Source organism: Nocardiopsis metallicus (assembly GCF_014201115.1).
Classification (GTDB): domain Bacteria; phylum Actinomycetota; class Actinomycetes; order Streptosporangiales; family Streptosporangiaceae; genus Nocardiopsis; species Nocardiopsis metallicus.
Genome location: NZ_JACHDO010000001.1, coordinates 5,046,122 through 5,072,591 on the forward strand (window position 1 = coordinate 5,046,122; position 26,470 = coordinate 5,072,591).

Below are 26,470 nucleotides of genomic sequence, written 5' to 3' on the forward strand. Positions count from 1 at the left end.
GTCCGGGCCGACCAAAGGAACGACCGTGATGTCCCTCCCCCCGACTCCGGCACCGAACCGCCGTCGCTTCCTCGGTCTGATGGGCGCCTCGGGCGCCGCCGCGCTCTCCCCCGCTCTGCTCTCCGGCTGCTCCGGCAGCGCGGACACCGGCGGCGGCGGATCGGCCTCCGCATCGACCGACCTGGACGACCTGATCCCCACCTACCAACCGTTCGACGGGGTCAGCCCCGACATCCCCGGGACCGGCGGAGCCCCCGACGGCTTCACCTCCTACCCCGACACCTTCGTCCGGGCCGCGGAGGGAGTGCGGGGCTCGGGCGGCCACTACACGGCGATGACCCCCATGTGGGGGCCGATTCCCCCCGGCTTGGGGAACAACTCCTTCTACGACCACGTCAACGGTCGGATCGGCACCACGGTCGAGTTCAACTTCCAGGACGGCAACACGATCATCGACAAGATGAACGCCGTCGTCGCCGGTCGGGACGTCGCCGACATCACGATGTTCCCGGACTGGGTGATCAACCTGATCCCCCAGTTCAACCGGGCCGTCGGTGAACTGTTCGAGGACCTGACCCCCTACCTGGCCGGGGACGCGGGGCTGGCCTACCCGATGCTGGCCAACCTGGACAGCGACGCCTGGCGCGCGAACGTCTTCAACGAACGGCTCCAGGGCATCCCGTGGCCCGCCGAGCCCTTCAGCAACTGGGTGCTCTACCGGCGCGACCTCCTGGAGGGCGAGTACGGCCTGGCCGCCCCCACCAGCGCCGAGGAGCTGTTCGAACTCGGCCAAGAGCTCAACGACCCCGACAACAACCGCTGGGCGTTCGACGACTTCACCCTGACCGCCCGCCAGATCTTCGGCGCGCCCCGGCAGTGGCGGTACGAGAACGGCGAGCTGGTCCACCTGTTCGAGACCGAGGAGTGGCGCGCCAGCGTGGAGTTCATGCGCCGGGTCTTCGACGCCGGTCTCGTCCACCCCGACATGGTGGCCCAGGGCGACAACTCCAAGGAACTGCTCAACTCGGGGCAGTTGCTCTTCGCCCAGGACGGCCTGGGCGGATGGCACGAAGCCTACGCACAGATCCTCGGGGACAACCCCGACTTCCGCCTCGACCTGCTGCCGGTCTTCGGCCACGACGGCGGCGCCCCGGTGCTGCACCGCAACGACCCCTCCAGCCAGTCGGTCTTCGTCCGCAAGGACATGGACCCCGAGCAGGTCGAGGAGATCCTCGCCGTCGTCAACTTCTGCGCGGCCCCCTTCGGCACCCAGGAGTACATGGACTACCGGTACGGGGAGGAGGGGGTCCACCACGAACGCAACGAGCACGGCGCACCCGAACTCACCGACCTGGGCAACTCCGAGGTCAGCGACGGCTACTACTTCATCAGCGGGCGCCCGCCGGCGATCACCGAGAGCCAGTACCCGGACTTCGTCGACTGGAAGACCGCCTGGTACAACGACGCGATCGCCCACGCCGAGGAGGACCCCTTCGCCGGGATCCGCATCCAGCGACCGGAGCGCTTCTCGGCCGCCGAGCTGCCGTTGACCGACCGGGTGGAGAACATCATCCGCGGCCGCGAGGACCTCTCCGAACTGGACACCGCCATCGACGACTGGCGGCGCGACGGCGGCGAGGAGGGCCGGGAGTTCTACATGGAGGTCCTCCAGGAACACGGCCGTGACTGAGCGCACGGACGGCACCGGCACGACCGTCGCCGCCCCGCCCCCTCGGGGCGGCTCGGAGGGCGGTCGGCCCGCGCGCCGTCCCGAACAGCGAAACCGGGCCCGGCGCCCCTCCCTCCGGGCCCGGTTGCACCGCGACTGGCAACTGCTGCTGATGACCGTCCCGGCCATCGGCCTGCTGGCGGTCTTCCACTACGCACCGACCCTGGGCAACATCATCGCCTTCCAGAACTACAACCCCTGGGACGGCGTCACCGGCAGCCCGTGGGTGGGGTTCGCGCAGTTCGAACGGCTCTTCGGCGACCCCCGGTTCTGGCGGGCTGTGGGCAACACACTCGTGATCGCCGGTGTGCAGCTGCTGTTCTTCTTCCCCATCCCGATCGCACTGGCGATCCTGCTGGACAGCGTGCTCAGCCCCCGGCTGCGGCTGCTGCTGCAGAGCATCGTGTACATGCCGCACTTCTTCTCCTGGGTGCTGGTGGTGACGCTGTTCCAGCAGATCCTGGGCGGGGCCGGACTGTTCTCCCAGTGGCTGCGGCAGAACGGGTACGCGCCCCTGGAGATCATGACGGACCCGGACGCGTTCCTGTTCGTGGTCACCTCCCAGATGATCTGGAAGGACGCCGGATGGGGGACGATCATCTTCCTGGCGGCCCTGGCCGCGATCAACCCGAACCTCTACGAGTCGGCCGCCGTCGACGGCGCGGGCCGCTGGCGCAGGATGTGGCACATCACGCTGCCCGGCCTGCGCCCGGTGATCATCCTGCTGCTCATCCTCAAGCTCGGTGACATCCTCAACGTCGGCTTCGAACAGTTCTTCCTGCAGCGGGACGCCTTCGGCTCCCGTGTGTCCGAGGTGCTCGACACCTACATCTACCACCAGACCCTGGTCACCGGTAACTTCAGCGCGGGGGCGGTGGCGGGCCTGGTCAAGGGCCTGGTCGGGCTCGTGCTGATCCTGGTGGCCAACAAGGTGGCCCACAAGATGGGCGAGAACGGGATCTACAGGCGCTCATGAGCACACTCTTCCAGGACCGCCCCGTGTGGGCGGAACGACCGGCCCTCCCGTCACGGCTGGCGAAGAACACCGTCCTGGTGGGAATCGCCGTAGTCGTGCTCTTCCCCCTGTACGTGGTGGTGCTGACCAGCCTCTCACCGGCTTCGGCGGTCAACGCGGCGGGCGGCCTGGTGGTGGTGCCGGACGGGCTGTCGCTCCAGGCCTACGCCGACCTGTTCGGCGGCGGCGTGGTCACCCGCGCCGTCCTCGTGAGTCTGGGGGTCACCCTCGTGGGGACCGCGGTGAGCCTGGGCGCGACCATCCTGGCCGCCTACGGCCTCTCCCGCACGGGTTCGCTCTGGCACCGCCCGCTGCTGTTCGCGGTGCTGTTGACCTTCCTCTTCGCCCCCGGGATGATCCCGCTGTACCTGCTGGTCAGCGACCTCGGCCTGATCGACAGCTACTGGTCGCTGATCCTGCCCACCGCGGTCAACGCCTTCAACCTCGTGGTGATGCGGGCCTTCTTCATGAACCTGCCCCAGGAGATCGGCGACAGCGCCCGCGTGGACGGGGCCAACGAGTGGACCATCCTCACCCGCCTGGTGCTGCCCATGTCCAAGGGGGTCACCGCGGTGATCGGCCTGTTCTACGCGGTGGGCTACTGGAACGCCTTCTTCAACGCGGTCCTGTACATCAACGACAACTCCAAGTGGCCCCTGCAGCTGGTGCTGCGCCAGTACGTTCAGCAGGGGCAGCAGATCAGCTCCAGCTCAGTGGTGGGCGACGCGGTCCAGGGCACCGCGTCGGCGCCGAACCTGGCCATCCAGATGGCGATCGTGGTGGTGGCCCTGGTGCCGGTGACGTTCATCTACCCGCTGGTGCAGAAGCACTTCACCAAGGGCGTCATCATCGGTGCCGTCAAGGGCTGAGGCCATTACCGAAAGTCAAAGACCCTGTTCGTAGATGTCACCCCGGTTCCCTACAGCGATGATCCAGACCAACACGACAGGTTGCCCCTCGTCATCCTTGTCGAGTGTGTAAACGGCTCGGTAGTCGCCGACCCGTAGACGCCACCGACCGTGGTAGCCGGTCAGGGGCTTGATGTCGAAGGTGCTGGTGTCACCGTCGTCGAGAGCGCTCTGGAGTTCGGACAACCGGCGCAGAATCCTGACCGCTTCGCCACGCGGTATCCGGCGCATCCTGCGCTGGGCGGCAGGAGTGAACCGTGTGATGTGCCGGTTCACTCCTGCCCCTGCGTGAGTTCACGGGCCATCTCCTCCAGGGAGACGGAGTCCTCACGCCCTTCCTGCTCCGACTCATCGGCGAGGCGGTTGAGCCATGCGTCCTCGGCGGCCTGCTCAATCGCCAGGAGACGGCGGTACTCATCGGCGTCGATGAGCACCGCCGTGGTCTTGCCCCTCTGGGTGATGAAGGTCGGGGTGTGATCGTGGCGTGCGCGTTCGATGGTGTCCGCGAGGTGGCGTCGCACTTCGGACATGGTCTCCGTCAGAGGCTCATTCATAGCTCAAATGTACTGGATGTACACCTGTTGCAGGTGGAGTTTTCAGTCGGCCGGGCCGCCGTAGACGACGCCGCGCCCGTTGGTGCCGACGCAGACGCGATCGCACATGTCCGGATCGCCGGTGACGTTCGTCTACCCGCTGGTGCAGAAGCACTTCACCAAGGGCGTCATCATCGGCGCAGTCAAGGGCTGAGGAACAGGACCGAGGCCGTGTGGGGCCGGGAACCGCGTGTTCGGTTCCCGGCCCCGTGTGCTGGACGCTCCGGGTCAGCGGGTCAGTCGCACGCCCGGCCGTTCAGCGTGAACCCCTCGGGCGCGGCGGGCTCGCCGTCGGCGGACCCGTTGAAGCCCACCGACACCGCCTCGCCCGGGTCGATCCGGCCGTTCCAGTCGGAGCCGGTCACCGTTACGGCGGATCCCGCCTGGGTGTGGGAGCCGTTCCACAGGCTCGTCACCTCCTCACCGGCGGTGAAGTCCCAGGCCAGCTCCCAGCCCTCGACGGTCTCCGAGCCGGTGTTGGTCACCGCCACGTCGGCCCGGAAACCGCCGGGCCAGGTGGCGCTGACGTCGTAATCGACCTCGCACGCGCCCGGAGCCGTGGTGGGCTCCTGCGAAGGGCTGGGCGAGGGGTCCGGATCCGCGGTGGGTGAGGGCGAGGGGGTGGGTTCGGGGTCCGTACCGCCGTTCCCCTCCGCCGGGTCGCCGTAGACGATGCCGCGACCGTTCGTGCCGACGTAGACCCGCCCGTGGACGTCCGGGTCGCCTGCGATCACGGACCCGGTCCAGCCCCACTGGTGCTGGTCGTCGTTGATCCGCACCCACGTGGCGCCCGCGTCGTCGGAGCGGAAGATGCCGCGCACCCCGTCGATCCGGGAGCTGGTGTAGACGGCCGGGTAGTCCTCACCCGGCGCCGGGGCCCCGAAGCCGACCGCGTCGCCCTCGTCCACGGCGTCGATCCGCTCGAAGCTGTCCCCCGCGTCCGTGGTGCGCCACATCCCGTAGGCGCCGTCCGCTTCCCCGCCCGCGACCCACACGTCGCCGGGGTGTCCCGGTACCGCTCCGAAGCGGATGTTGCCCTCGGCGGGCAGGCCGTCGAAGGCGGAGGCGGTGAAGGTGGCCCCGCCGTCGGTGCTGGTGTGGAAGACCCCGTCGGCGACCGCGTAGAACACGTCCGGGTCGGCCCGGTCGGCCTCCACCCGGGCGCCCTCGGGGACCCCCGTCGAGGCGGTCCAGGAGGAGCCGCGGGTGGTGGAGACGTGCACACCGGTGCCCTCGGGGCTCCAGACCACCGCCGAGCCGTCGGCGGCGACGGCGACCGTTCCGCCGCCGGTGACCCCGCCGGGCTCCTGTCCCTGCCACCAGCTGTCCCCGCCGTCGTCGGAGATACCGATGTGTGAGGTGGCGTCGTCCTCGGCGTCGCCGGTGCGCGCCAACAGCGAGGGGGCGAGTTCGGCGAAGTCCACGCTGGTCCCGTTGCCCCAGTAGGGCTGCTGGTGCATCCGGTCGGGCACCTCGTCGAGGTCGTGGTGGGTGAAGCCGCCGATGTCGGCCATCACCGACACCAGGGGGCCGCCGGGCGGGACCGCCAGGTCGTGGATGGAGGTCTCCTCCAGCCCGTGCACCTTCACGTCGATGTCGAACGTGGTGTCGGAATCCCAGTTGGTGAGGTTGTCGCTGCCGTAGATGGTGGCCCCGGTCCCGTACATGAACCGGTCGGAGTCGAACGGGTCGATCGCCATGGCCTGCGTCATCCAGCCGAGCTTGGGCCGGGTCTCGGGCGGTTCGCCGCTGCCTCCGAAGTCCAGCCAGGGCGCGGTGGAGATGTCCATCTCGTAGCGCTTGACCCGCTCGGGGTAGGAGCCGTACTCCCACGCCTGGGTCCAGGTCTGTCCGCGGTCGGTGCTGCGGAAGATCTGGATGTCCGGCCACCAGGAGATCTGGGTGGCGACCATGAGGGTGTCCGGGTTCTGCCGGTCCACGGTCAGCCCGCCGTAGCCGAAGTAGTTGTCCTCCGAATCGGAGGGGACCGGGCTGATCCTGTTCCACTCCTCCTCGGCGGTGTCGTAGCGCCACACGTCGCCGGAATCACCGTCGTAGGGTCCGGGCGTGGAGGTGGTGGCCACGTAGAGCTGGCCGCCCTCGTGGTCGAGCACGCCGTGCGCGGGCAGGTGCCCCGTGGGGGCGCCCGGGACCGGCTCCCAGCTCTGACCGCCGTCGCGGCTGCGGTAGACGGTGTTCTCCAGGTCGGCGACGCCCACGTAGACGTCCTGCGTGAGCGAGCCCTCGGAGCCGGTGCGCGGGTCGAACTCCACCCAGGTCACCCCGGTGATGTCGTCGTGCATGCCCCACTCGTCGTCGGGGTCCTCGACGTAGTCGCCGGGGTTGGGGAACTCCTCGACCTCGGCCCAGGTGGCGCCGTGGTCGGTACTGCGCCACAGGCCGTGGCCGCCGCGCGCACCGAAGTACACGACGCTGTTGTCGTTGGGGTCGACCATGAGGCGCTCGCCCAGGCCCCGGCCGGGCATGTTGCCGCCGAGTTTGAAGGGGAGCTCGGTGGCCTCCCAGGTCTGGCCCCGGTCCTCCGAGCGCAGGATCGCCCCGTTGCCGGGGTCCCAGTCGTTGGTGTAGGTGCCCGCCGCGACGTAGACGCGGTCGGGGTCGACCGGGTCGGTGGCCAGGCTGACGATGCCGGTCCAGCCCCAGTCGTCCCAGCCGATCCAGTCGAGCATGGGCTGCCAGCGCTCGGTGGCGGGGTCCCAGCGGTAGGCGCCGCCGATGTCGGTGCGGGCGTAGGCCAGATCCGGCTCGGTCTCGTTGAAGACGATGCCGGGGACGAAGCCGCCGCCGGCGATCTGGACGTTGTCCCAGTTGTAGGGGGCTTCAGCGGTGGAGGCGGTGTGCGCCTGCACGGCCGTCACGCTCGCGGTGAGGGACGCGGTGAGGGCCAGGGCTGCCGCGGCCGCCGTGCCCGCCACCGCTGCCCCAGCTGCATGGGAGCGCTTCCATGGTCGTTCGTGGGATGTCCTGGATCCAGGCATGAGCGGGCTCCTCGGGTAGGGGGTTCATCTCGGGGGACGGTGCGGAAAACCCGACCCGCCGAGAATCCTGCCGCCAGTGTGTATTCACGGTGACAGAACGTCAACGGGGGTTATTCGAGTAATTTCGAATCGCTTCGATACCTGACCTCAGGGCGCTGGCAATTTCCCGCGCAAACATGTGGTGACCCCCTGTTCCAACCGCACCCGCCGGTTTCCGTCCGGCATACGGACGAGCAGCGGACCGCCCCGCGCCGAGCGCAGCCGCACCGCCACCCTCCCCCGGCCCCACTCCAGCCGCTCCACCACCACGCCGCCGCGTGCGCGCAGTCCTTCGACGACGCCCGACGGCCACGCCCGGGGCAGCGCGGGCAGCACCTCCAGCCTCCCCTGCGCCGATCCGAGCAGCATCGCCGCCACCAGGGCGGGGAAGCCCCCGCCGATGTCCACGTTGAGGATCCGCCCCCGGTTGTGCGTGGGCACCATGGTCGGCCGCCAGTACCGCTCGGCCAGCAGCGATACCGCCTCGTGGGCCTCCTCGGCCAACCCCAGCGACGCCGCGGCCAGGCCCAGCTGCACCAGCCCGAAGGCCATCTCGTCCGCCTCCTGGCCGCGCCACCAGGCCAACCGGGCGCGTACCGTCCGGGCGGCGGCCCCGGCCAGCCGCGGGTCCGCGAAGGCGGGGTCCCGCTCGTACCAGAGCGGGTACAGGTGGGAGGCGTGCCGGTGTGCGTGCCGGTCGGTCTGGGCCACCGGGCCCGCCGCCGTGGCCCACTCGGCCAGCTCCCCGGCCGCGTTGACCCGGTAGCCGGGGAGCCGGGCGGCCAGCCGGACCCACCTGCGGGCGCCGGGCACCCCCAGCTCCCGGTGCGCGCGCACGAGGTTGCGCGCCAGGTCGCGGACGGCGGCGACGTCCATCGTCGCGTTGACGCAGGCCTGCCCGTCCCCGTCCGCCGGGGTGTTCTCCGGCGAGTAGGACGGGGAGAAACCCTCCTCGCAGAGGAAGCCCTCGTAGAACTCGGCCGCTTCGGTGAGGAAGGGCAGGGCCCGATCGCGCAGGAAACCGCGGTCCAGGGTGTAGGAGTAGTGGTCCCAGTACAGGCGCGCCATCCAGGCGCCCCCCGCGGTCCAGCAGGTCAGGCACCACTCGGGGCCGAAGTGGTTGTGGCGGCCCCGGGTGGAGGCGTGCGCGGGCACGAGGATCCCCTCGCACCCGTACAGGCGCCTGGCGTTCTCCCGCAGGTCGTCGGCGAACGCGTCCATCAGGTCGAACAGGGGGGTCATGAGCTCCGGGGTGCCGGTGGGGTGCAGACCGGCCAGGGCCGAGGGCAGGTTGCCGTCGAAGGTGTACCCCGAACGCCAGGGCGGGTCGTAGGTTCCGCTCCACACCCCCTGCGGGGCACACGGCAGATGGGAACGCGCGGCTGGTCATCGAGCAGACCGTTGAACTGCCCGAGTACGGGCGGGGTGTCCGTGTCAACGGACAGGGCGGTGAGCGGTGATGACGGAGCCCCGTTGGTCGCGGTGGATCACCATCGCCGCCGTGCTGATGCTCGCGGGTATCGCGGCGGTGGTGTCGTACTCGCACATGTACGAACTCGCCTTGCGCCACGGCGAGCCGGAGTGGCGTGCCGCTCTGTTCCCGCTGTCGGTGGACGGCATGATCGTCGGCGCGTCCATGACGCTGCTGAGCGATGCCCGCCACGGCCGCAAGGGCGGTCTCCTGCCCTGGACCCTGCTGATCATCGGGTCGGCCGCGTCGTTGGCGGCGAACGTTGCCGTGGCCGACCCCACGATGTGGTCGCGGATCATCCACGCATGGCCGAGCTTCGCGCTGATCGGTGCGTACGAACTGCTCATGCGCGAGTTCCGCACGGCGGCCAGGAGCGTACGCACTGCTGACGCAGAGCGTACACACGAACATCCGGCTCCTCTCCCCGAGGGCGAACAGGCGGACGATCCGGGGCTGTACGTCGTCCGCGAGCAGCACACGGACGCAGCGAACGGAACTTCATCGACTCGCGCTATGCCCGCTGAACTCCAGGTGCGTGCCTGGCAGTGGGCTCTGGAACATCAGGGCGAGCACGGCTCGTTGCCCACGGGCGAGCAGATCGCGTCCGCTTTCGGTCGAAGGCCGAGGTGGGGGAGGCTGGTCAGCCAGTGGGGACGCCAGGGGCGGTTCGATGACGCTCTGCTGAGCCTCGGAGACCGAAGAGGCGAATCCGAGCTCAGCGTTGACGATCGAGAAGCTGTGAGCACCACCGTGTCAAGGTAGGCCAGGTGTACCAGCGAAGACGGGCCGACGCGGGGTCTGCGGAGCGGTTTGAGCTTTCTCTGTGGCGAGGTGCGTACGCTACGCGCATGGTGCGTCTTTACAGTTCTTTCCTCTGTCTTGGATCTGAGGGAGGATGCAACCACCAAGGTTCTCGAGTGCAGTTGTCGCTGCGAGCCTTGCATCTGAAAAGTCTGTGTCCTCTGCTAGTGCTTTGCTTGGCAGGCAGGGGTCGGCAACGGTCCTGTGCAACAGACTCGATTGAAGCTTGTCCGCTTGGTTGGGAACCGGAAGTGGTCAGAGAAACCCGGGGCGGTACCGAACGGACTATGGGGGTCTCCCTCCCGAATGTCCGGATTGCTGCTCTGTGTTTGTTGATATGGAGAGGTCGTTTTCCCACTTCGCGGGCCGTGGCGGTCACCCTGTGGCGGTCGCCCTCCGGGGCGACCGAGGATCGCAACGTCCACGGTGACCGCGTCGTTGACGCGCATCCGCCGTGGCGGTCGCCCTCCGGGGCGACCGAGGATCGCAACCAGGACCTCTACGGCTGGGCGGGGCATCTACGCTGGTGGCGGTCGCCCTCCGGGGCGACCGAGGATCGCAACCCTCCTGCCTGGTGGCGCGGCGCGCGGGGTTCCGGGTGGCGGTCGCCCTCCGGGGCGACCGAGGATCGCAACCGCCTCGGTCGGCGGTACCGGGGCGGGTGCGGCGGGTGGCGGTCGCCCTCCGGGGCGACCGAGGATCGCAACTACCGTGTACACGGTAGAAAGCCCGGAGGGTCCCGTGGCGGTCGCCCTCCGGGGCGACCGAGGATCGCAACCAGTTCCCGGACGCGCGCCACCAGTGCGGGCACGTGTGGCGGTCACCCTCCGGGGCGACCGAGGATCTCGGCACCACCGCCTACCAGATGACTGTGGTGCCCAGGCGGACCTGGTGCGGATGGCGGTGGAGACCTTAGTCCCAGCGGTGGGGGCGGCGTCGACCGGCTGAACGCCGTAGCGCCCGTCGACGATAGGCTGGGATCGCTGCTCCCAGGAGGGCCGACGGCATACGGCGCGGCACCTGACCACACTGAACGCCGGTGCGTCAGATTGTTGTTACGAGGGGTGAACGGTGATATCGGATCAACCAGAACTCGCGCTCGACCGCATCGAGTGCGCCGCTCGCACCCTGGGTGCGGGTGGTCTGGTCGCGTTCCCCACCGAGACCGTGTACGGGCTCGGCGCCGATGCCGAGAACGTCGGCGCTGTGGAGCGTGTCTTCGCGGTGAAGGGGCGGCCCACGACGCATCCGCTGATCGTGCACCTGGGCGGCGCGCATCAGCTCGCCGAGTGGGCGGCCGACGTGCCCGACACGGCGCACCTCATCGCCGAACGCTTCTGGCCGGGTCCGCTGACGCTGGTGCTTCGGCGAGCGGACCGTGTTCCCCGCGCAGTCACCGGTGGCCTCGACACCGTCGCGCTGCGGGTGCCGAACCATCCGGTCGCCTTGGAGACGCTGACGGCTTTCGGCGGCGGGGTGGCGGCTCCGTCGGCCAACCGCTTCGGCGAGGTCAGCCCCACGACGGCCCGTCATGTCCGTGAGGGGTTGGGCGCGGACGTCGACTATGTGCTGGACGGTGGCCCGTGCTCGGTCGGCGTCGAGTCCACCATCGTCGATCTCACGGGTGAGCCGGCGATCCTGCGCCCCGGCGGTGTGAGCCGAGAGGATCTCGAACACGTACTGGGCCGTGCCGTGTCGGTGCGGGCCAAGAGCGCTGTTCGGGTTCCGGGCCAGTTCCCGTCGCACTACGCGCCGCGGGCCCGGGTTCTCCTGGTCGAGCCGGACCGGGTGCTCGACAACGCCGAACTCCTGGTGGGGCGAGGGCGCCGGGTCGGTGTCCTTCTTCCCCCCGAGTTCGCGGGTGACGCCGCTTCGTGTTCCGCGCGACACGTCATCGCGGTACCGGACTCGGCCGCACAGTACGCGCAGCGGCTCTATGAGTTCCTCCACGACTTCGACCGGCACGAATGTGAGGTCATCGTGGCATCGCTTCCCTCCCCGGAGGGGATCGGATCGGCGATCGCGGATCGGCTCGGCCGGGCGGCCGGGCCCCGTGATCAGGCGAGTCGCGACTCCGACCGATTCAACGGTCGTTGAGGGCGGCGACGAGGTCTTCGAGGCGGGCGGCCCGGGAGGCCTTGATCAAAACGAGATCGCCGGGGTGAAGGCCGCGGTGGAGGGCGTCGTGGGCCTGCCGTGCGTCACGGACGGAGACGATGTCGAGGTCGTCGCGTGCGGCGCGGGCGGCGTCGGCGATCAGGGCTGCGTGGTCATCGCCGACCACGACCAGGAGGTCGAGAGCGGCCTGTGCGGCGAGCACGCCCAGGTGGCGATGGGCGTGAGCGGCGTGCTCTCCGAGTTCGGCCATCTCTCCCAGGACCGCGATGCGGCGACGCGCGGTCACCGAGGCCAGCGCGGTGAGTGCGGCCGCCATTGAGTCCGGGTTCGCGTTGTACGCGTCGTGGATGAGGGTGACGCCGTCATCGCGGACGATGGTCTGCATGCGTCCGGCGGATCTGGGTCGCGCGTCGGTCAGAGCTTGGGCGATCATCGCGGTGTCCAGGCCCAGGCCATGAGCGGTCGCCGCGACGGCGAGCGCGTTGCCGATGTGGTGTCGGCCGGTGAGCGAGAGTGTGACGGGCGCGGCGCCCTCGGGGGTGCGCAGGGTGAATTCCGCGCGACCGTCCGGGGTGAGGCGCACGTCGCGGGCGTGCACGCGTGTCGGGCCGGGATGGTGGCTCCACCACAGGGGACGGGCACGGGTTCGGTCCGCCATGGCTGAGACGAGCGGATCGTCGGCGTTGAGGACGGCGAGGCCGCCGTGGTCGGCATCGGGGAGTCCGGCGACCAGTTCGCTCTTGGCCGCGGCGATCCCGGCCTGCCCGTCGGGGTACTGGCCGATGTGGGCGGTGCCGACGTTGAGCACCACGCCTACATGGGGCGTGACCAGGTCGCACAGGTAGCCGAGGTGCCCGCGGCCCCGGGCGCCCATCTCCAGGACGAGGTAGCGCGTGTCGGGGGTGGCGCGCAGGACCGTGAGGGGGAATCCGAGTTCGTTGTTGTACGAACCGTCGGTGGCGGTGACGGGACCGTGGTGCGCCAGCACCTGGGCGGCGAGATCCTTGGTGCTGGTCTTTCCGTTCGATCCGGTGATGCCGATGACGGTCGCCGACAGCTGGCCTGCCACGTGGCGGGCCAGCGCGCCGAGCGCGACGGTGACATCGGCGACCTGGACGGCCGGGGCGGCCACCGGCCGTGAGGCGAGTACCAGCGCCGCGCCTGCGGCGATGGCGGCCGGGGCATGGTCGTGCCCATCGGTGTGCCGACCGGGGACCGCGGCGAACAGGCCCCCGGGGTGGACCCGGCGTGAGTCGATGCTCGCGGGTGCCGTGACCGGCAGCAGGGGGTCGGTGCCAGCGGTCAGGTGGCCTCCGGTGGCCGCGGCGATGGCGGTTGCGGTCAGAGGTATCACGTGGTCGGGCTCCTGCGCGCGAAGGCTCTCGGCTCGTCGGTGTCGACGTCGTCGGCGAGGGCCGGGACCGGGGCCCGCTGTTCGGCGTGTCGGGTGGCCAGTGCGGCGTGTGTGTCCGAGCAGGGCTGGGCGGTGGCGATCACGCGACCTGGTCAGGGTCGATGCGGGTGCCGATGAGCACGGCCACGAGTTCCCCGATGGCGGTGTCGCGGTCCATCGGATGCCGCAGCGGCAACTCGGCGTGGAGCCGGTAGCGGTTGCGGCGCCCTTCGCGCTCCCGTTCCAGGTATCCGGCTTCGACGAGGTCCGCCACGATGCGCTGTGCGGCCCGTTCGGTGATGCCCACCTGCTCGGCGATGTCCCGCAGCCGGGCCTGGGGATCCCGTACCACGCACAGCAGTACGTGGGCGTGATTGGTGAGAAACGTCCACTCCTGCATGCTCAGTACCTTACCCCACCTCCCCGTAGTGAGTATCGCGCTTTCTGACACGCGTATTTCATGTCGTACAATTCGTGTTGTGTGCCTCACACGTCGCCGATGGCGAGGGAGGTCATCGGGTGTGCGTGTAGGCGACGACCTCAACGAAGGATCGGATCGCCATGACCGCCACCATCGTCGTCGGTGTCGACGGTTCGCCCGGCTCTGTGGCCGCTCTCGGTTGGGCTGCCGCGGAGGCCCGCTTCCGTCGCTCGAATCTGCGCCTGATGTACGCCTTGCAGGTGCCGCTCACCGTTCGCTCCTTCGGTGAATCGGATGCCGTGCAACCTACGGCCGCCCTTCGGGAGCGTGCGGAGTGCGCACTGGTGGAGGCTCGTCATCGGCTCGCCTTCCAGGCACCCAGGGTGCAGGTCGAGACGTCGGTGGCGTTGCGTCCGGCATTGGACGCTTTAGCGCTCGCGTCCCACGATGCCGAGCTCGTGGTGGTTGGCACGCACCGGTTCGGCGTGCTGGGCGGGCGTGCTTTCGGCTCGGTCGGTGGCAGATTGGCGGCCCGCGCCTGCTGCCCCGTGGTGGTGGTGCCTGCCGGTTGGGTGTCGCCGGACCACGGCTCGATCGTGGTGGGAGTGGACGGGTCGGCACACGGCGACGCCGCGTTGCGGTTCGCCCTTGCCGAAGCCGTTCACCGGTCGGCCGGGGTGGTGGCCGTCCGCGCCTACCACGTCACGTTGCCGGGAGCGATCGACAACCCGTACGCCTACAGGAAGGCCGCTGAGCGGGAACACCGGTGCGCTGAGGATCTGGCCCAGGAGGCCGTCGAGCGGGCTCTGGCCGTGACGGGGCTGGTCGTGCCCGTCGTCGCGCGCGCAGCGGTCGGCCGCCCCGCCGACGTGATGATCGCTGCGTCGCGCGGAGCGGAGCTCCTCGTGGTGGGTTGCCGAGGGCGCGGTCCGCTCCACAACCTGCTGCTGAGGTCGGATGGTCAAGGAGTGCTCCGCCGCGCCACCCGTCCGGTGGCGGTCGTCCGAGCCGACTCGGCCTCGTGACCACGCCGCCGGCGGGCGGCGGACTGTGGCCGTGCATCGACGTTCTGCGGCGCTCGGCCCGGCTCACGGCTCTTCGGTGGTGTCGTCGGGCCCGGCCTCGGCGTCGTGCGCGCGAAGTGAGCCCGCGTGGGCTTTGGCCGTCGGGTCGCGGCGGGTCTTGGCCAGGCTCGCCACGGTGACCACGACCAGGATCACGACGATCACCGCCAGGCTCGCCAGCGTCGGGATCTCCGGGACCCGTTCGTCCAGGTCTACGTGGGCCCAGTGCAGGAGCAACTTCGCGCCGATGAACATCAGGATCAGCGCCAGCCCGGTCGAGAGGTACACCAGCCGGTCGAGCAAGCCCTTCACCAGGAAGAACAGTGCGCGAAGCCCGAGCAGGGCGAACGCGTTCGCGGTGAACACGATGTAGGGCTCCTGGGTGATCCCGAAGACCGCGGGGATCGAGTCCACGGCGAACAGCAGGTCGGCGGTGCCGATCGCGATCAGCACGATGAGCATCGGCGTGACCATGCGGCGGCCGTCGACCCTGGTGAAGAGCTTGCCGCCGACGAACCCGTCGGTGACCGGCAGGACCCGCCGGGCCAGACGCACCACGGCGTTGTCCTCGATCTCGGGGTCCTCGTCGCGGTGTCGGTACAACTGGATCGCCGTGTAGATCAACAACAGGCCGAACACGAGGAACATGAAGGAGAACAGCGCCAGCAGTGCGGCTCCGAGTGCGATGAACACCGCCCGCATGGCCAGGGCGAGCACGATGCCGAAGGTCAACACCTTGTGCTGATGCTCGGTCGGCACCGCGAAGGTGGTGATGATGATGACGAAGACGAAGAGGTTGTCGACGGACAGGCTCTTCTCCACCAGGTAGCCGACGAAGTACTCGGTGCCGAACTCGCCGCCGTAGCGCAGGGTGAACCACACACCGAAGATCAGGGCCACCGCGATGTAGAAGACCGACCACGCGGTCGCCTCCCTGAACCCGACGTGGTGCGGTTTCAGTCAGGCGATGGTCAGGTCGGCGGCGAGCAGGGTCACGATCACGGCGATCGTGACGATCCACGTGGTGATGCCGATGTCGAGCATGTCAGTCCTCTCGCGACGGCCGGTGGGGCACCGTACCGGGAATCCGGTGTCCGCCGGCGGGTCCTGTCGACGGTCGAGTCGGCGACGCCGGACCGCGGGTTTCGATCATGGATTGCACCCGTCGCAGAACGTGGGGTCGGTGCTGACCCGCCCGTCGTCTCGGGGGTGGCGGCTGCGGTGAGGACACCGCGGGCATCCGTGGATGACGGCGAGGGTCAGGGACGTGGGTTCGGAGCAACTGTCGCACGGAAGCCCGGGCTCTCGGTCCACCTGGCCGTATCCGGGGGTTCCGCAGGCGGGGCACAACGTGGCGAGGCGGTGGGTGAGCCGGTCGGCGAGCAGGCCGATCTCGCGCATGCGCGTGGGATTGAGGTGGGCGCGCATGTCGGTCTCCAGACGGGCCAGGCCGTCCGCGGAGCGCACCGCGCACTCGTCGATCGCGGCGGCCAGTTCGACGCGGGTCCGGATGCCCTTGCGGATGGGGCCGGGGTCCTGCGGGTCGATCGGGGCATGGGGGCGCACGATCATCGCGTGGTCGCCGAAACCGGTCCGGTCCAAAAACGCCTCGGTGGTCTCATCGATGTGACGGGCGGTGGTGTGGGCGAAGTTGGTGGGGCCCAGGCGGCGCTCCACGATGCACAGGTTTCGGGCGGTGTCGAGGAAGGCGAGGATCTCGTCGCCGGCACTGAGCATCGGAGCCATGGGATGGGGACCGAAGGAACCTTCGCTGGCCACGGCGAGACCGAGGCCGGTCGACCGCAGGGCGAGGCGCGCCTTGCGCACGGCGGTCACGGACGGCGATGCCGCGCGCGGGACCTCACCGGTGAAAGTCCCCAGCTCGTCGGTGTCGACGTCGTCGGCGAGGACCAGGCGCAGACCCGGGATGCGGGCCAGGGCCGGGCCCAGGGCCCGCTCTTTGGCGTGTCGGGTGGCCAGTGCGACGCGTGCGTCCGAGTAGGGGTGGGCGGTGGTGGTCACAGGGCCTGGTCAGGGCCGTTGCGGGGACTGATGAGCATGGCCATCAGTTCTCCTATGGCGGTGTCGCGGTCCATCGGATGCCGTAGTGACAACTCGGCGTGGAGCCGGTAGCGGTTGCGGCGCCCTTCGCGCTCTCGTTCCAGGTATCCGGCTTCGACGAGGTCCGCCATGATGCGCTGTGCGGCCCGTTCGGTGATGCCCACCTGCTCGGCGATGTCCCGCAGCCGGGCCTGGGGATCCCGCACCACGCACAGCAGTACGTGGGCGTGGTTGGTGAGGAAGGTCCACTCCTGCATATCCGCCATGGCACCCCGTCCCAGGTAACCCGTATCACGATTTTCAATACGCGCTATTGGTGTCGTACGATCCATGTCGTGTATCGTAACACGCGTCATCAGTGTCGTGCTTGGGAGGTGGGTGTCATGGGTGTCATGGGCGGCGTCGGGATGACGTGTGTGCCGACCCGGGGTGAGCCGACGGCCGACGAGGCTTCGCGGGGTCGGGTGCACCGGTGGCCCCCGTCACCGGACACGGCGATCGGCACCGGCTTGCCGGGCGCCCTCGGGCCGGAACGAGGACGGCCACTGCGCCGCGTGACCAGCGGTGAGCCCGAACGGGTGCGGAGCAGCGGTTTCCACGGGTGCGCTTTGCCCGCACATCCCCCGGAAGCCCTCGCCACCGACGTCACCGCGGCCCCGGCCTCGGGTCGCGCCGCGAAGGGCGCTGAGACGGAAGGTGCGGCCGCGTGACGGGGATGCTGCTGCTGGCCCTGGTAGCCCTTCCCGCCGTCGCTGCGGCGGCCGGATCGATCCGGAACCTGCGTCCCCTGGCTCCCGTGCTGGGCGCGGGCGCCGCACTGTCGGCGACCGCACTGGCCGGGGTCCTGGCCGTTTCGGTGGCCCTCGGCGGGCCGGTGGCGATGGTGCTGGCCGCTCCGGACGGACGTGTCTGGACCGGGTTGGCAGCCGACCACCTCGGGGCGATCGTGCTGTTGCTGGTGTGCGCGGTCAGCGCTGTGGTCCAGGTGTTCGCCCTGCGCTACCTGCGCGGCGACCCGGCCGCGGCCGGGTTCGCCATCACGGCCGGGGCGCTGACCGCCGCGACCGCGGCGATGGTGGCCGCGGTCACGCTGGTCACCCTGGCGGTGGCGTGGTCGCTGACCGGTGTCGCCCTGTGGCGACTCGTGGGGATGTACCGGCCGGCCCCTTCGGCCGTCGAGGCCTCCCGCCGCACCGCACGTGTGGTCATCATCGGAGACGTCGCGCTGTGGTCCGGGGTGGTTCTCGCGGTCGCCGTCTGGGGCGATCTCGACCTGCGCGACCAGAGCGACGCGGCCGTCGGCGGCGCGGTCGGCACGGCGGTGGCCTGCTTGCTGGTGATCGCCGCGGCCGCACGGTGCGCGCAGTTGCCCTGGCACCGGTGGCTGTCGGCGACCCTGGCGGCTCCGACCCCGGTCTCGGCGCTGCTGCACGCCGGTGTGGTCAACGCGGGCGGGGTGCTGCTGGTGAAGCTGTCGCCGATCTTCGGTGCGGCACCGGTGGCGACACACCTGGCGTTCGCCGTTGGCGCCGTCAGTGCCGTGGCCGCCACGGCGGTCATGCTGGCCCGTCCCGACGTCAAGGGCGCGCTGGTGCACTCCACGATCGGGCAGATGGGTTTCATGCTCATGACCTGCGCGCTCGGCCTCTACGCGGCGGCGGTGGTGCACCTGGTGGCGCACGGGCTGTTCAAGGCCGCCTTGTTCCTGGGCTCGGGGTCGGCGGTGCAGCGCCACACCCAGCGCGTCCTGGCTCCTCCCGTCCCCCGGCTGACCCCCGCGCGTTCGGCACAGGTGGCCGTCCTCGCCGTGGTCGTCGCCGTCGTGGCCGTGGCCGTGGCGGTCTGGTGGCTGCCTCCGCACGCCGCAGGCGCGGCGCTGCTGGTCTTCGCCGCGGCCACCGCAGCGCGGCTGGCGTGGGGATGGCTGCGGCGCCACCCGACCGTGGGGGCGCTGGCCACCGTGGTGGTCGTGCTGCCGGGCGCGGTGATCGGCTACCTGGCCGTGGTGGGGGCGGTCACGGAGTTTCTGGCCCCGAGCGTGCCCGCCGCCGCCCCTGCCGCAGTTTCGGCCTGGTTGCCGGCGATCGTGGTGGCGGTGTCGGTGGTCGGAGCGCTTTTGGTCCACCGGGCGCCCGCACGCGGTCTCGGCCGCTGGCGCGACCGTCTCTACGTATTGGCGTTGTCCGCCGGGCAGCAGCGTACGCACACCACCGCCCCGGGTCTCCCGCCACGGCCGGTGCCCGCACCGCACCCGCGGCCGGTGCCCCTACCGGAGGAAGTCGGGGCGTGATCGGACGGCCCCGAGCCCTCGACGGCACGCCCGGACGGCTTCCGGCGCTCTGAGGGGAGCCGCTGGAGCCTCCCGGAAGCGCGGTCCCCGGGGATTCACCCGGTCGCGCGTTCCGCCACCGTCATCACAGCAGGAGGAGTCGCAACCCATGACCACCGGACCCATCACCAAGGCCGCTCCCGACACCGCCACCTCGGCGGCCGAGGTGCGTGCCGTGGTCGCCGACGCCGCAGCGTTCTTGGCGCCGACCTGGCCGCTCGCCGACTTCATCGCTGTCAACCCGCTGTCCGGCCTGGTGGACCGGCCGTTCGCGGACGCGGCCATCGCCGCCGCGGACCTGTTCGGAGCGCGGGTCACCCCGGAAGAGGCCTGGCTGCGGGCGGCGTGGCGGCACGGGCGGATCACCGACGACGACGTGCGTGCCGCGCTGATCCGCCGCCACCCCGAGGCGCTGCGGTGCCCACCGCTCACCCTCGGCGGCCGGACCTACGAGCCGGTCGACCTCCTGTCGGCCGATCTGCACCAGGGCATCACGAACCCCCCGCCGATCCGCCGGGCACGCACAGCGACCGAAGTGCTGGCCCCGGACATGGCCGCCCTCCTCGACACCCACACGATCCAGTGGTGTTCGGCCTACTTGGACGAGGGCCAGTCCACCTGGCGGATGCCCGGCCGCGACCGAGGCTTTTACCACGCGTGGCGGGCTCTGGCCGCACACGACGTGACCCTGCCGCGGCGTCTGCGCACACGTCTTGGGGACCTGCCCGAACGGGACGAGCAGGCCGTCGCGGAGGCTCTGGCCGCCCTGGGTGTCCCGGAGGACCAGCGCACCCGCTATCTCCAGGCCCATCTGGCGTGCCTTCCCGGCTTCGCCGCCCACATCCGGTGGCGGGGTGAACGACAGGACAGCGGTATCGACCTGGTCGCCTACCTCGCCCTGCGGTTGACCACCGAAGCCGCCGCGCTCACCGGGACCCACACCCACGGTACGGCGTGGAACTCGGCCTCCGCCGACCTGCTCGACACCCGGCAGGCCACCACCGGACCCGAAGATCGGGCCCGCCACCTACTGGAGGCCCTGAAGATCACCGGCACCGACGCGGCACAGCGGACCGAGTTGGCGCGGTTGCTCGACCGACTCCCGGTGGAACAACGGACCCTCGTCTGGCTGGACGCCTACGAGGACCACTACCGGAGCCGACTGCTGCGCACCCTGAGCCGCTCGGCGCCCGAGTGGACCGACGCCCCGCCGCGGGCACAGGTGGTGTGCTGCATCGATCCCCGTTCCGAGGGACTGCGTCGCCACCTGGAAGCGCTCGGCGACTACCAGACCCTGGGATTCGCCGGATTCTTCGCCGTCGCCATGCGCTACCGCGACCTCGCCGGAGGGGCCGCTCGCGCCCAGTGCCCGGGCCCGATCACGCCCCGGCACACCGTCACGGAACGCCCCAGCGAGGGCCGACAGCGCGCGGCCGAACGGTCGCTGACCGGTCGCCGGGTACTCGCCGCGGCCGACCACTCCCTCCACGCCGCCAAGGACGACCTGGTGGCACCGTTCGTGCTCGCCGAATCGGCCGGTTGGCTCCTGGGCCCGTTGGCCGCGGCCAGGACCTTCGCCCCCGGTGCCGTCGGCGCCGCCCGCGCGTGGTGGACGCGCCGCATCACCGCCGACCCTGCGACCGAGATCTCCCTGGAGGACGCCCTCACCCCCGAGGAACGCACCGCGACCGCCGAGGGCATCCTCACGCTGATGGGCTTGACCCGGGGGTTCGCACGCCTGGTCGTGCTCTGCGGGCACCGCGCCCACACCGACAACAACCCCTACCAGGCCGCGCTGGACTGCGGTGCATGCGGGGGGCACCCCGGCGGCCCCAACGCCCGCACCGCCGCCGCACTGCTCAACGATCCGCAGGTCCGCCGACACCTCTCCGAACGCGGCATCGGCATTCCCGACGACACCCGGTTCGTTCCGGCCGAACACGACACCACCACCGACACCGTGCGCCTGTTGGACACCCACCTCCTGCCCGACACCCACGGCCAGGACGTCGACCGGCTCACCGCCGACCTCCGCACGGCCGGCGCACACCTGGCCGCCGAGCGCTGCGCCACCCTACCGGGCGCACCCTCCCACCCCAGCCCACGGCGCGCGGCGCGCCACACCCGCACGCGCGCCCGCGACTGGGCCCAGGCCTTCCCCGAATGGGGTCTGGCCGACAACGCGGCCTTCCTCATCGCGCCCCGCGCCCTCACCCGCGGCATCGACCTGCACGGCCGTCTGTTCCTCCACGACTACGACCCCGACCTCGACCCGGCCGGCACCGTCCTGGAGACCATCCTCACGGCACCGCTCGTCGTCGCGCACTGGATCAACAGCCAGTACTACTTCGCCGCCACCGACCCCCAGGCCTTCGGCGCCGGCAGCAAGGCCCTCCACAACGCCGTCGGCGGCGGCCTCGGCGTCATGACCGGTCCCACCGGCGACCTCCGGTCCGGCCTGCCCTGGCAGTCCCTCACCGACGGCCACCGCGCCCGGCACGAACCGCAACGCCTGCTCACCATCGTGCAGGCACCCTTGCACCGGTTGGACACCCTCATCGGGCGCCACACCGTGCTGCGGCACATGTTCGATCACGACTGGGTCGGTCTCGCCGCACGTGAGCACCCCGATCAACCCTGGCTCCGCTACACCCCTACAGGTTGGCGGCCCTGGTGCCCGGCCGCAGCCGCTCCGGAGGACGGCCGTCCTCCCGCACCGCTGCGCACATGACGACCGGGCACGTGCAGCGCCACTTCACTCCAGAGAAGGGAAGTATCCGATGAATACGCTCCTGTTGGTCCGAAGCGTGGACGACGTCAGGTCCGCGGTCGAGAACGTGAGCGACTACCTGGTCAACTATCGACGGCAGTTCGGAGATGAATCGGGATCGAACCGGCTGCTCGGGGTGTGGATCCGCCCCGAACTCGAAGCCGGACTGCCCGTGTCGTATGCGGAAGACACCGACGCCGCCCCCTCACAATCACACACCGTGAAGGCGGTGTGGATCGAGAGGTCGTTCTCACTGGCGGGCATCTGGACCCTGTGCTGGATGGACGGACCCGCCCTGCGGGAAACACCGGATCCGTTCGAGTGGCAGAACCGGATTCTTGACTCCCTGGTGGCGGGCCCAGTGCCCGAACCGGGCTCTCCGGAGGTGTTCGTGCCCGTCTTCGCCGAGGGTGACGCCGTGGAGACGAGCATGACGGCGCTGCGGGCCCGGCAGCCGCACCTGATCACCGAACACTGGTACGTCCATGACCGAGAACACGGCATCGTCGGGCCGCTGAAGCCCACGGAAGAGTGAGCGCTTCTCTCCTGCCACCACGTCACCCATCGCATCAGACCAGCCGACCGACCGGGGAACCCGTCCCGGCCGTCGATCACGAGTCGAGGAGAGATCATGACGTCGTACCCGACACCCGTACCGATCACCGTTGCCCACGGTGACGGAATCGGTCCGGAGATCATGGAGGCCGCGCTATCCGTGCTCGACGCAGCCGGAGCGGCCCTCGATATCGACACGATCACCATCGGAGAGTCGGTCTACCGGGCCGGTAACCCCGCCGGCGTCACTCCCGAGGCGCTCGAATCCATCCGCCGCACGGGCGTGTTCCTCAAGGCCCCCATCACGACCCCGCAGGGCGGTGGATTCAAGAGCCTCAACGTCACCGTGCGCAAAACGTTCGGCCTCTTTGCCAACGTCCGGCCGTGCGTCGCCTACGCACCGTTCGTCGCCACCAGGCATCCCGGTATGGACGTCGTCATCATCCGGGAGAACGAGGAGGATCTCTACGCGGGCATCGAACACCGCCAGACCGACGAGGTCGTCCAGTGCCTCAAGCTCATCTCCCGGCAGGGGTGCGAGCGGGTGATCCGTTACGCCTTCGAGTACGCCACCACCCATGGGCGGACCAAGGTGACCGCGTTCACCAAGGACAACATCATGAAGATGACCGACGGCCTGTTCCACAAGGTGTTCGACGAGGTCGCCACCGACTATCCCGAGATCCGAGCCGAGCATTGGATCGTCGACATCGGTGCGGCCAAGCTCGCCGACACCCCCGAGGCGTTCGACGTCGTCGTCCTGCCCAACCTCTACGGCGACATCCTCTCCGATGTCGCCGCCCAGATCGCCGGATCGGTCGGCCTCGCCGGAAGCGCCAACATCGGTGAGCGGATCGCCATGTTCGAGGCCATCCACGGATCCGCCCCCCGGCGGGCCGGCCAGGACGTCGCGAATCCCTCGGGGCTGCTGCTGGCCGCGGTGCAGATGCTCGTCCACATCGGACAGACCGACGTCGCGAGCAGGGTGCACAACGCATGGCTGCGGACCATCGAGGACGGCGTCCACACCTATGACGTCCACCACCCCGACACCAGCACCGCCGAGGTCGGCACCCGGGCGTTCGCGACCGCGGTCATCGAGCGTCTCGGCCAGGGCCCCGAACGGCTTCCGGCGGCTCACTACACGCAGCGCGGGCCGATCACGGTGCAGCTGAAGGACCGGCCCCCTGCCGCCAAGACCCGGCTCGGCGTCGACGTGTTCGTCCACGAGAACGGGACCACCCCGGCCGAGCTCGCCGACAGGCTCGTCCCGCTCGCCGGACCGTTGCGGCTTGACATGATCTCCAACCGGGGTCAGAAGGTGTGGCCGGGCGGCGCGGCCGAGACCCTGCTCACCGATCACTGGCGATGCCGCTTCCTCGACCCGGACGGTTCCACCACCGCCGCCGAGATCGTCGCCCTCCAGTCCCGGATGGTGGAGCACGGCATCGAACCCATCAAGACCGAAGGTCTCTACGCGTTCGACGGCGAGCCCGCCTTCACCCGTGGCCAGGGCCAGTAGCCGCCGCGGGCCGGGACGGTCGCCCGGCCGGCGGCGGGAGGTCGCGGTGCGCGGGCCCCGGCCGAGCGTGTTCCCGTGCCGTACCACCTGCCGGTGGGCGGTACAGCGGACTGTTCGAGGATCCTCGTGACTCGGTGTGAGCTGCCGCGGCCGGATCGACACGGAGATGCATGGCGGTAGTCTGCGGCCCGTGAGGGCGGGGACCCGGACCACCAACCATTGGAAGGCCGGGGAGATTCACGGGGGCGGTCTCCCCAAGTTGGCCCTGCGCTTCCTGTTCAGGCGCTCGTCTCCGCACGCGCGGGGCTGGTCGTCGGGGGTGAGTCTGCGGGGGCGGCGTCCACAGAGCCATGGCAGTAGTGCTCCCCGCAGATGCGGAGGTGAGTACAGCGTGCTGACAGTGGTGGGGTCTAGGGAACAGCTCAACTGGACAGGATGGTCCCTTCCAGGTTCAGGCGCCTGGTCAGCGAGATGGCCTGGGTGCGCAGCGCGGGTCGGGCGCGGTGTACCACGCGGTTGAGGATCGTGTGGGCGTCGGGGTTGAAGCGCAGGTCCTCGGCGCCGGTGATCTCGGCCTGGAGCAGGTACAGCATCGCCGCGCCCGGGTCGTGCTGGAGGACGTGGCCGCGCGCCAGGTCCAGGGCCCAGGTGGTGTGCCGTTCGCGCGAGGCCAGGGCGGAGGCGTCGACGCGGTCGGCCATCGCCAGCGCCGAGGCGGCCTGACCTTGTTCCAGCTCGATGTTCATCATGTGCATGCCCACGTTGACCGGGCCGAAGCAGGTGCGCCCCACGTTGGTCTCGCCGGTACGGTCCGCCAGAGGAGCGGCGTGTTCCTCGATCCACCGCAGGGCACCGAAGGCGTCACCTGATCGGGCGCGGGCGACCGCGGCGGTCAGCCACAGCGCCCCGGTGATCGCGGCGACCTCGCGGCCGGAGGCGGGCCCGATGCGGGAGGCCGCCTCGCGGGCGACCTCCAGGGCCGAAGCGTGTTCACCGAGACCCAGGAGCGCGTGCGCGAGGTTCCACCGCGCGGTCGCCACTCGCACGGGATCCTCGGATCGCTCGGCCGCCCGGAGTCCGCGTTCGGCCGCCAGCAGAGCCAGGTCCGTGAGGTTGATCCGGCGTGCCACCGTGCGCAGAAGCCCGTAGGTGTCCGCAGCCAGGGCCCTGTCCGCGGGGGATGGTTCGGCAGCGCAGTACCGGACCACGTCCCTGGTCAACGGGACGATCAACGGGAAGAGCCTGCTGTAGCGGTCGGGCGTTCCCTGCCAGATCTCCCATGCCCGGTCGACGCGCTCGCGCAGTTCGGGAAGGTGAAGATCGGTCGCGTCACCGGCGGTGGTGCCCGAGTGGAGTGCGCTGTGCAACTGCGTCGCGATATGCCCATCGGTAGGCTCGGCCGGGATGTCCTTCACCTCACCGAACAGTTCTCCGACGGGTACTTCGAGGGCACGGGAGATGGCCTCGACGGTGTCGAGGGTAGGGGTGCGCTGCCCGCGCTCGATCTGCCCCAGATACTCCGGATTCAACCCGGCCAGCCCCGCAATGACCGCCTGGGACTTGCCCTGACGCCGACGATGCCACCGTAGTCTCTGCGCGAACGACTTCCCCAGCGACATGTCCGGCCTTTCAACGTGAGGGGCGCGGGCCAGAAGCCCATCGTAGAACGGCGCTTTCGACCACCGGCCGCCTTTTCCCCATCGGAGGCACGATGCCCGACACCCTGCTCGTCCTCTGGGACGTGGACCACACCCTGATCGAGACCCGAGGCGTGGGTGGCGAAGTGTTCGCCGAAGCCTTCGAAGCCGCCACCGGGCGTCCCCTGTCCGCGGGGATGGCCAAAGCCGCCGGGCACACCGAACCGGTCCTGCTGCGTAAGACCCTCCACCTGAACGGGATCACTGATCCGGGACCGGAGGTGTTCGAGCGGTTCCTGCGGGAACAGGCCGACGGATACCGGCGACGCCAGGACCGGCTGCGGACGCAGGGCCGAGCCCTGCCCGGAGTCACCGAGGCACTCCAGACCTTGAGCCGACGACAGCACATCGTCCAGAGCGTGCTCACGGGGAACACACGGGCGGCGGCGGAGATCAAGCTCGCTGCCTTCGGCCTGGACCGATGGCTGGACTTCGATCTGGGGGCCTACGGCGACGATGACGACAACCGCCCAGCCCTGGTCGAAGTCGCACACCGACGCACTGCGGAGAAGCTGGGGAAACCGATCAGCATCTCTCAGATCGTCCTGATCGGCGACACCCCTAAGGACGTGGAGGCCGCGCTGACGTCCGGAGCTCGTGTCCTCGGAGTGGCCTCCGGGGCGAGTTCGGTCGAGGAACTCCGCCGGGCGGGTGCTGACCGGGTGCTCGCGTCCCTCGCCGATACGGACATCGTGGAGCTGCTCTCCGAACTCGTCGAGAAGTGACCATTCCTTCGCCATCTCAGTCTTGCCGGGTGTGCGGGGTCCTGGCCCCCCGCATGCTACCGACCGGGCCCGTCCGCCGGGAGCACGCGAACACCCAGCTCATCTGCTGCGGGGCCGGTGTCGATCCATGTCGGACGTTTTCCTAGCTCTGCGCTCACCCTTGCTCGGGGCCAGAACCATCGACCGGCCACAGTCGTAGCGTCGTTCGTTCATCGCGTGACGAAGATGGGCGACCCGGTGCGGCTGTATTTCGATAAGGA

The 26,470-nt window shown here is 70.0% G+C and carries 22 protein-coding genes and 1 CRISPR repeat array; of the genes, 11 read left to right on the forward strand and 11 right to left on the reverse strand.

Going from position 1 to position 26,470, the window contains the following annotated elements:
* Positions 1-28 precede the first annotated feature (28 nt).
* Genes HNR07_RS22080 through HNR07_RS22090 form a run of 3 tightly spaced genes read left to right on the forward strand, consistent with a single transcriptional unit; the run spans position 29 to position 3,613 of the window.
* Positions 29-1,690 (forward strand): extracellular solute-binding protein, encoded by a 1,662-nt coding sequence (locus tag HNR07_RS22080; RefSeq protein WP_184366642.1) that lies wholly within the window; start codon positions 29-31, stop codon positions 1,688-1,690.
* Positions 1,683-2,705, forward strand: coding sequence for an ABC transporter permease (locus HNR07_RS22085; RefSeq protein WP_184366643.1), 1,023 nt, complete (start codon positions 1,683-1,685; stop codon positions 2,703-2,705). The genes HNR07_RS22080 and HNR07_RS22085 overlap by 8 nt, the downstream gene beginning before the upstream one ends.
* A complete protein-coding gene (locus HNR07_RS22090) occupies positions 2,702-3,613 on the forward strand; it encodes a carbohydrate ABC transporter permease (RefSeq protein WP_184366644.1) in 912 nt (303 codons plus the stop codon). The genes HNR07_RS22085 and HNR07_RS22090 overlap by 4 nt, the downstream gene beginning before the upstream one ends.
* A gap of 15 nt (positions 3,614-3,628) precedes the next feature.
* Here the strand turns inward: HNR07_RS22090 and HNR07_RS22095 are convergent, their stop codons facing one another.
* From HNR07_RS22095 to HNR07_RS22110, 4 genes are all read right to left on the reverse strand, one after another.
* Positions 3,629-3,928: a type II toxin-antitoxin system RelE family toxin gene (locus tag HNR07_RS22095; RefSeq protein WP_184366645.1), complete on the reverse strand. Its 300-nt coding sequence runs from the start codon at positions 3,926-3,928 to the stop codon at positions 3,629-3,631.
* A complete protein-coding gene (locus HNR07_RS22100) occupies positions 3,925-4,206 on the reverse strand; it encodes a type II toxin-antitoxin system Phd/YefM family antitoxin (protein ID WP_246420446.1) in 282 nt (93 codons plus the stop codon). Before HNR07_RS22100 ends, HNR07_RS22095 begins: the two co-directional genes overlap by 4 nt.
* A 275-nt stretch (positions 4,207-4,481) precedes the next feature.
* Positions 4,482-7,244, reverse strand: coding sequence for a cellulose binding domain-containing protein (locus tag HNR07_RS22105; RefSeq protein WP_246420448.1), 2,763 nt, complete (start codon positions 7,242-7,244; stop codon positions 4,482-4,484).
* Positions 7,245-7,391: 147 nt separating this feature from the next.
* Positions 7,392-8,651, reverse strand: coding sequence for a glycosyl hydrolase family 95 catalytic domain-containing protein (locus tag HNR07_RS22110; RefSeq protein WP_376769980.1), 1,260 nt, complete (start codon positions 8,649-8,651; stop codon positions 7,392-7,394).
* 91 nt (positions 8,652-8,742) lie between these two features.
* Here HNR07_RS22110 and HNR07_RS22115 point away from each other — a divergent pair, with 91 nt between their 5' ends.
* The gene (locus tag HNR07_RS22115) at positions 8,743-9,516 is read left to right on the forward strand and encodes a DUF2637 domain-containing protein (RefSeq protein WP_083934888.1); all 774 of its coding nucleotides are present in this window, start codon (positions 8,743-8,745) and stop codon (positions 9,514-9,516) included.
* Between the two features lie 421 nt (positions 9,517-9,937).
* Positions 9,938-10,405: direct repeats of the CRISPR family, unit length 37 nt; unit sequence GTGGCGGTCGCCCTCCGGGGCGACCGAGGATCGCAAC.
* A gap of 221 nt (positions 10,406-10,626) precedes the next feature.
* Complete coding sequence (locus tag HNR07_RS22120) at positions 10,627-11,652, forward strand: L-threonylcarbamoyladenylate synthase (RefSeq protein ID WP_106586557.1); 1,026 nt, start codon at positions 10,627-10,629, stop codon at positions 11,650-11,652.
* On the opposite strand, the gene HNR07_RS22125 is transcribed toward HNR07_RS22120, so the two are convergent.
* From HNR07_RS22125 to HNR07_RS22135, 3 genes are read right to left on the reverse strand one after another with little or no spacing between them, the layout of a single operon-like run.
* The gene (locus HNR07_RS22125) at positions 11,639-13,027 is read right to left on the reverse strand and encodes a UDP-N-acetylmuramoyl-tripeptide--D-alanyl-D-alanine ligase (RefSeq protein ID WP_017568419.1); all 1,389 of its coding nucleotides are present in this window, start codon (positions 13,025-13,027) and stop codon (positions 11,639-11,641) included. The genes HNR07_RS22120 and HNR07_RS22125 overlap by 14 nt on opposite strands.
* Positions 13,024-13,170 carry a hypothetical protein gene (locus tag HNR07_RS22130; protein WP_017568420.1) on the reverse strand — a complete coding sequence of 49 codons (147 nt, stop codon included), beginning with the start codon at positions 13,168-13,170 and terminating at the stop codon, positions 13,024-13,026. The genes HNR07_RS22125 and HNR07_RS22130 overlap by 4 nt, the downstream gene beginning before the upstream one ends.
* On the reverse strand, positions 13,167-13,466 hold the full coding sequence (locus tag HNR07_RS22135) for a winged helix-turn-helix domain-containing protein (RefSeq protein ID WP_106586558.1): 300 nt from the start codon (positions 13,464-13,466) through the stop codon (positions 13,167-13,169). Before HNR07_RS22135 ends, HNR07_RS22130 begins: the two co-directional genes overlap by 4 nt.
* A gap of 161 nt (positions 13,467-13,627) precedes the next feature.
* Here HNR07_RS22135 and HNR07_RS22140 point away from each other — a divergent pair, with 161 nt between their 5' ends.
* Positions 13,628-14,512: a universal stress protein gene (locus tag HNR07_RS22140; RefSeq protein ID WP_017568683.1), complete on the forward strand. Its 885-nt coding sequence runs from the start codon at positions 13,628-13,630 to the stop codon at positions 14,510-14,512.
* Positions 14,513-14,575: 63 nt separating this feature from the next.
* Here the strand turns inward: HNR07_RS22140 and HNR07_RS22145 are convergent, their stop codons facing one another.
* The 3 genes from HNR07_RS22145 to HNR07_RS22155 all read right to left on the reverse strand — a co-directional run bounded on the left by HNR07_RS22145 (position 14,576) and on the right by HNR07_RS22155 (position 16,878).
* Positions 14,576-15,511: a TerC/Alx family metal homeostasis membrane protein gene (locus HNR07_RS22145; protein WP_246421150.1), complete on the reverse strand. Its 936-nt coding sequence runs from the start codon at positions 15,509-15,511 to the stop codon at positions 14,576-14,578.
* A gap of 189 nt (positions 15,512-15,700) precedes the next feature.
* On the reverse strand, positions 15,701-16,573 hold the full coding sequence (locus HNR07_RS22150; RefSeq protein ID WP_017568685.1) for a DUF6671 family protein: 873 nt from the start codon (positions 16,571-16,573) through the stop codon (positions 15,701-15,703).
* A complete protein-coding gene (locus tag HNR07_RS22155) occupies positions 16,570-16,878 on the reverse strand; it encodes a winged helix-turn-helix domain-containing protein (protein WP_245929184.1) in 309 nt (102 codons plus the stop codon). The genes HNR07_RS22150 and HNR07_RS22155 overlap by 4 nt, the downstream gene beginning before the upstream one ends.
* Before the next feature lie 449 nt (positions 16,879-17,327).
* Here HNR07_RS22155 and HNR07_RS22160 point away from each other — a divergent pair, with 449 nt between their 5' ends.
* The 4 genes from HNR07_RS22160 to HNR07_RS22175 all read left to right on the forward strand — a co-directional run bounded on the left by HNR07_RS22160 (position 17,328) and on the right by HNR07_RS22175 (position 23,788).
* Entirely contained in the window at positions 17,328-18,902 is a 1,575-nt protein-coding gene (locus tag HNR07_RS22160; protein WP_017567562.1) for a proton-conducting transporter transmembrane domain-containing protein, read from the forward strand.
* Positions 18,903-19,050: 148 nt separating this feature from the next.
* Positions 19,051-21,672, forward strand: coding sequence for a DUF2309 domain-containing protein (locus HNR07_RS22165; RefSeq protein ID WP_184366647.1), 2,622 nt, complete (start codon positions 19,051-19,053; stop codon positions 21,670-21,672).
* 49 nt (positions 21,673-21,721) lie between these two features.
* Positions 21,722-22,246: a hypothetical protein gene (locus HNR07_RS22170; protein ID WP_184366648.1), complete on the forward strand. Its 525-nt coding sequence runs from the start codon at positions 21,722-21,724 to the stop codon at positions 22,244-22,246.
* 96 nt (positions 22,247-22,342) lie between these two features.
* Positions 22,343-23,788, forward strand: a complete 1,446-nt coding sequence (locus tag HNR07_RS22175; RefSeq protein ID WP_017567559.1) for an NADP-dependent isocitrate dehydrogenase — start codon at positions 22,343-22,345, stop codon at positions 23,786-23,788.
* Between the two features lie 422 nt (positions 23,789-24,210).
* On the opposite strand, the gene HNR07_RS22180 is transcribed toward HNR07_RS22175, so the two are convergent.
* Positions 24,211-25,407 carry a helix-turn-helix domain-containing protein gene (locus HNR07_RS22180; RefSeq protein WP_083934852.1) on the reverse strand — a complete coding sequence of 399 codons (1,197 nt, stop codon included), beginning with the start codon at positions 25,405-25,407 and terminating at the stop codon, positions 24,211-24,213.
* A 92-nt stretch (positions 25,408-25,499) separates the two neighbouring features.
* Here HNR07_RS22180 and HNR07_RS22185 point away from each other — a divergent pair, with 92 nt between their 5' ends.
* Entirely contained in the window at positions 25,500-26,210 is a 711-nt protein-coding gene (locus tag HNR07_RS22185) for an HAD family hydrolase (RefSeq protein ID WP_017567556.1), read from the forward strand.
* Positions 26,211-26,470: the final 260 nt, after the last annotated feature.

Coding starts and splice junctions, on each gene's coding strand:
- HNR07_RS22090 (WP_184366644.1), top strand. CDS start 2,702: ATGAGCACACTCTTCCAGGACCGCCCCGTGTGGGCGGAACGACCGGCC.
- HNR07_RS22180 (WP_083934852.1), bottom strand. CDS start 25,407: ATGTCGCTGGGGAAGTCGTTCGCGCAGAGACTACGGTGGCATCGTCGG.
- HNR07_RS22135 (WP_106586558.1), bottom strand. CDS start 13,466: ATGCAGGAGTGGACGTTTCTCACCAATCACGCCCACGTACTGCTGTGC.
- HNR07_RS22170 (WP_184366648.1), top strand. CDS start 21,722: ATGAATACGCTCCTGTTGGTCCGAAGCGTGGACGACGTCAGGTCCGCG.
- HNR07_RS22140 (WP_017568683.1), top strand. CDS start 13,628: ATGACCGCCACCATCGTCGTCGGTGTCGACGGTTCGCCCGGCTCTGTG.
- HNR07_RS22160 (WP_017567562.1), top strand. CDS start 17,328: ATGCTGCTGCTGGCCCTGGTAGCCCTTCCCGCCGTCGCTGCGGCGGCC.
- HNR07_RS22100 (WP_246420446.1), bottom strand. CDS start 4,206: ATGAATGAGCCTCTGACGGAGACCATGTCCGAAGTGCGACGCCACCTC.
- HNR07_RS22115 (WP_083934888.1), top strand. CDS start 8,743: ATGACGGAGCCCCGTTGGTCGCGGTGGATCACCATCGCCGCCGTGCTG.
- HNR07_RS22175 (WP_017567559.1), top strand. CDS start 22,343: ATGACGTCGTACCCGACACCCGTACCGATCACCGTTGCCCACGGTGAC.
- HNR07_RS22165 (WP_184366647.1), top strand. CDS start 19,051: ATGACCACCGGACCCATCACCAAGGCCGCTCCCGACACCGCCACCTCG.
- HNR07_RS22185 (WP_017567556.1), top strand. CDS start 25,500: ATGCCCGACACCCTGCTCGTCCTCTGGGACGTGGACCACACCCTGATC.
- HNR07_RS22155 (WP_245929184.1), bottom strand. CDS start 16,878: ATGGCGGATATGCAGGAGTGGACCTTCCTCACCAACCACGCCCACGTA.
- HNR07_RS22080 (WP_184366642.1), top strand. CDS start 29: ATGTCCCTCCCCCCGACTCCGGCACCGAACCGCCGTCGCTTCCTCGGT.
- HNR07_RS22105 (WP_246420448.1), bottom strand. CDS start 7,244: ATGCCTGGATCCAGGACATCCCACGAACGACCATGGAAGCGCTCCCAT.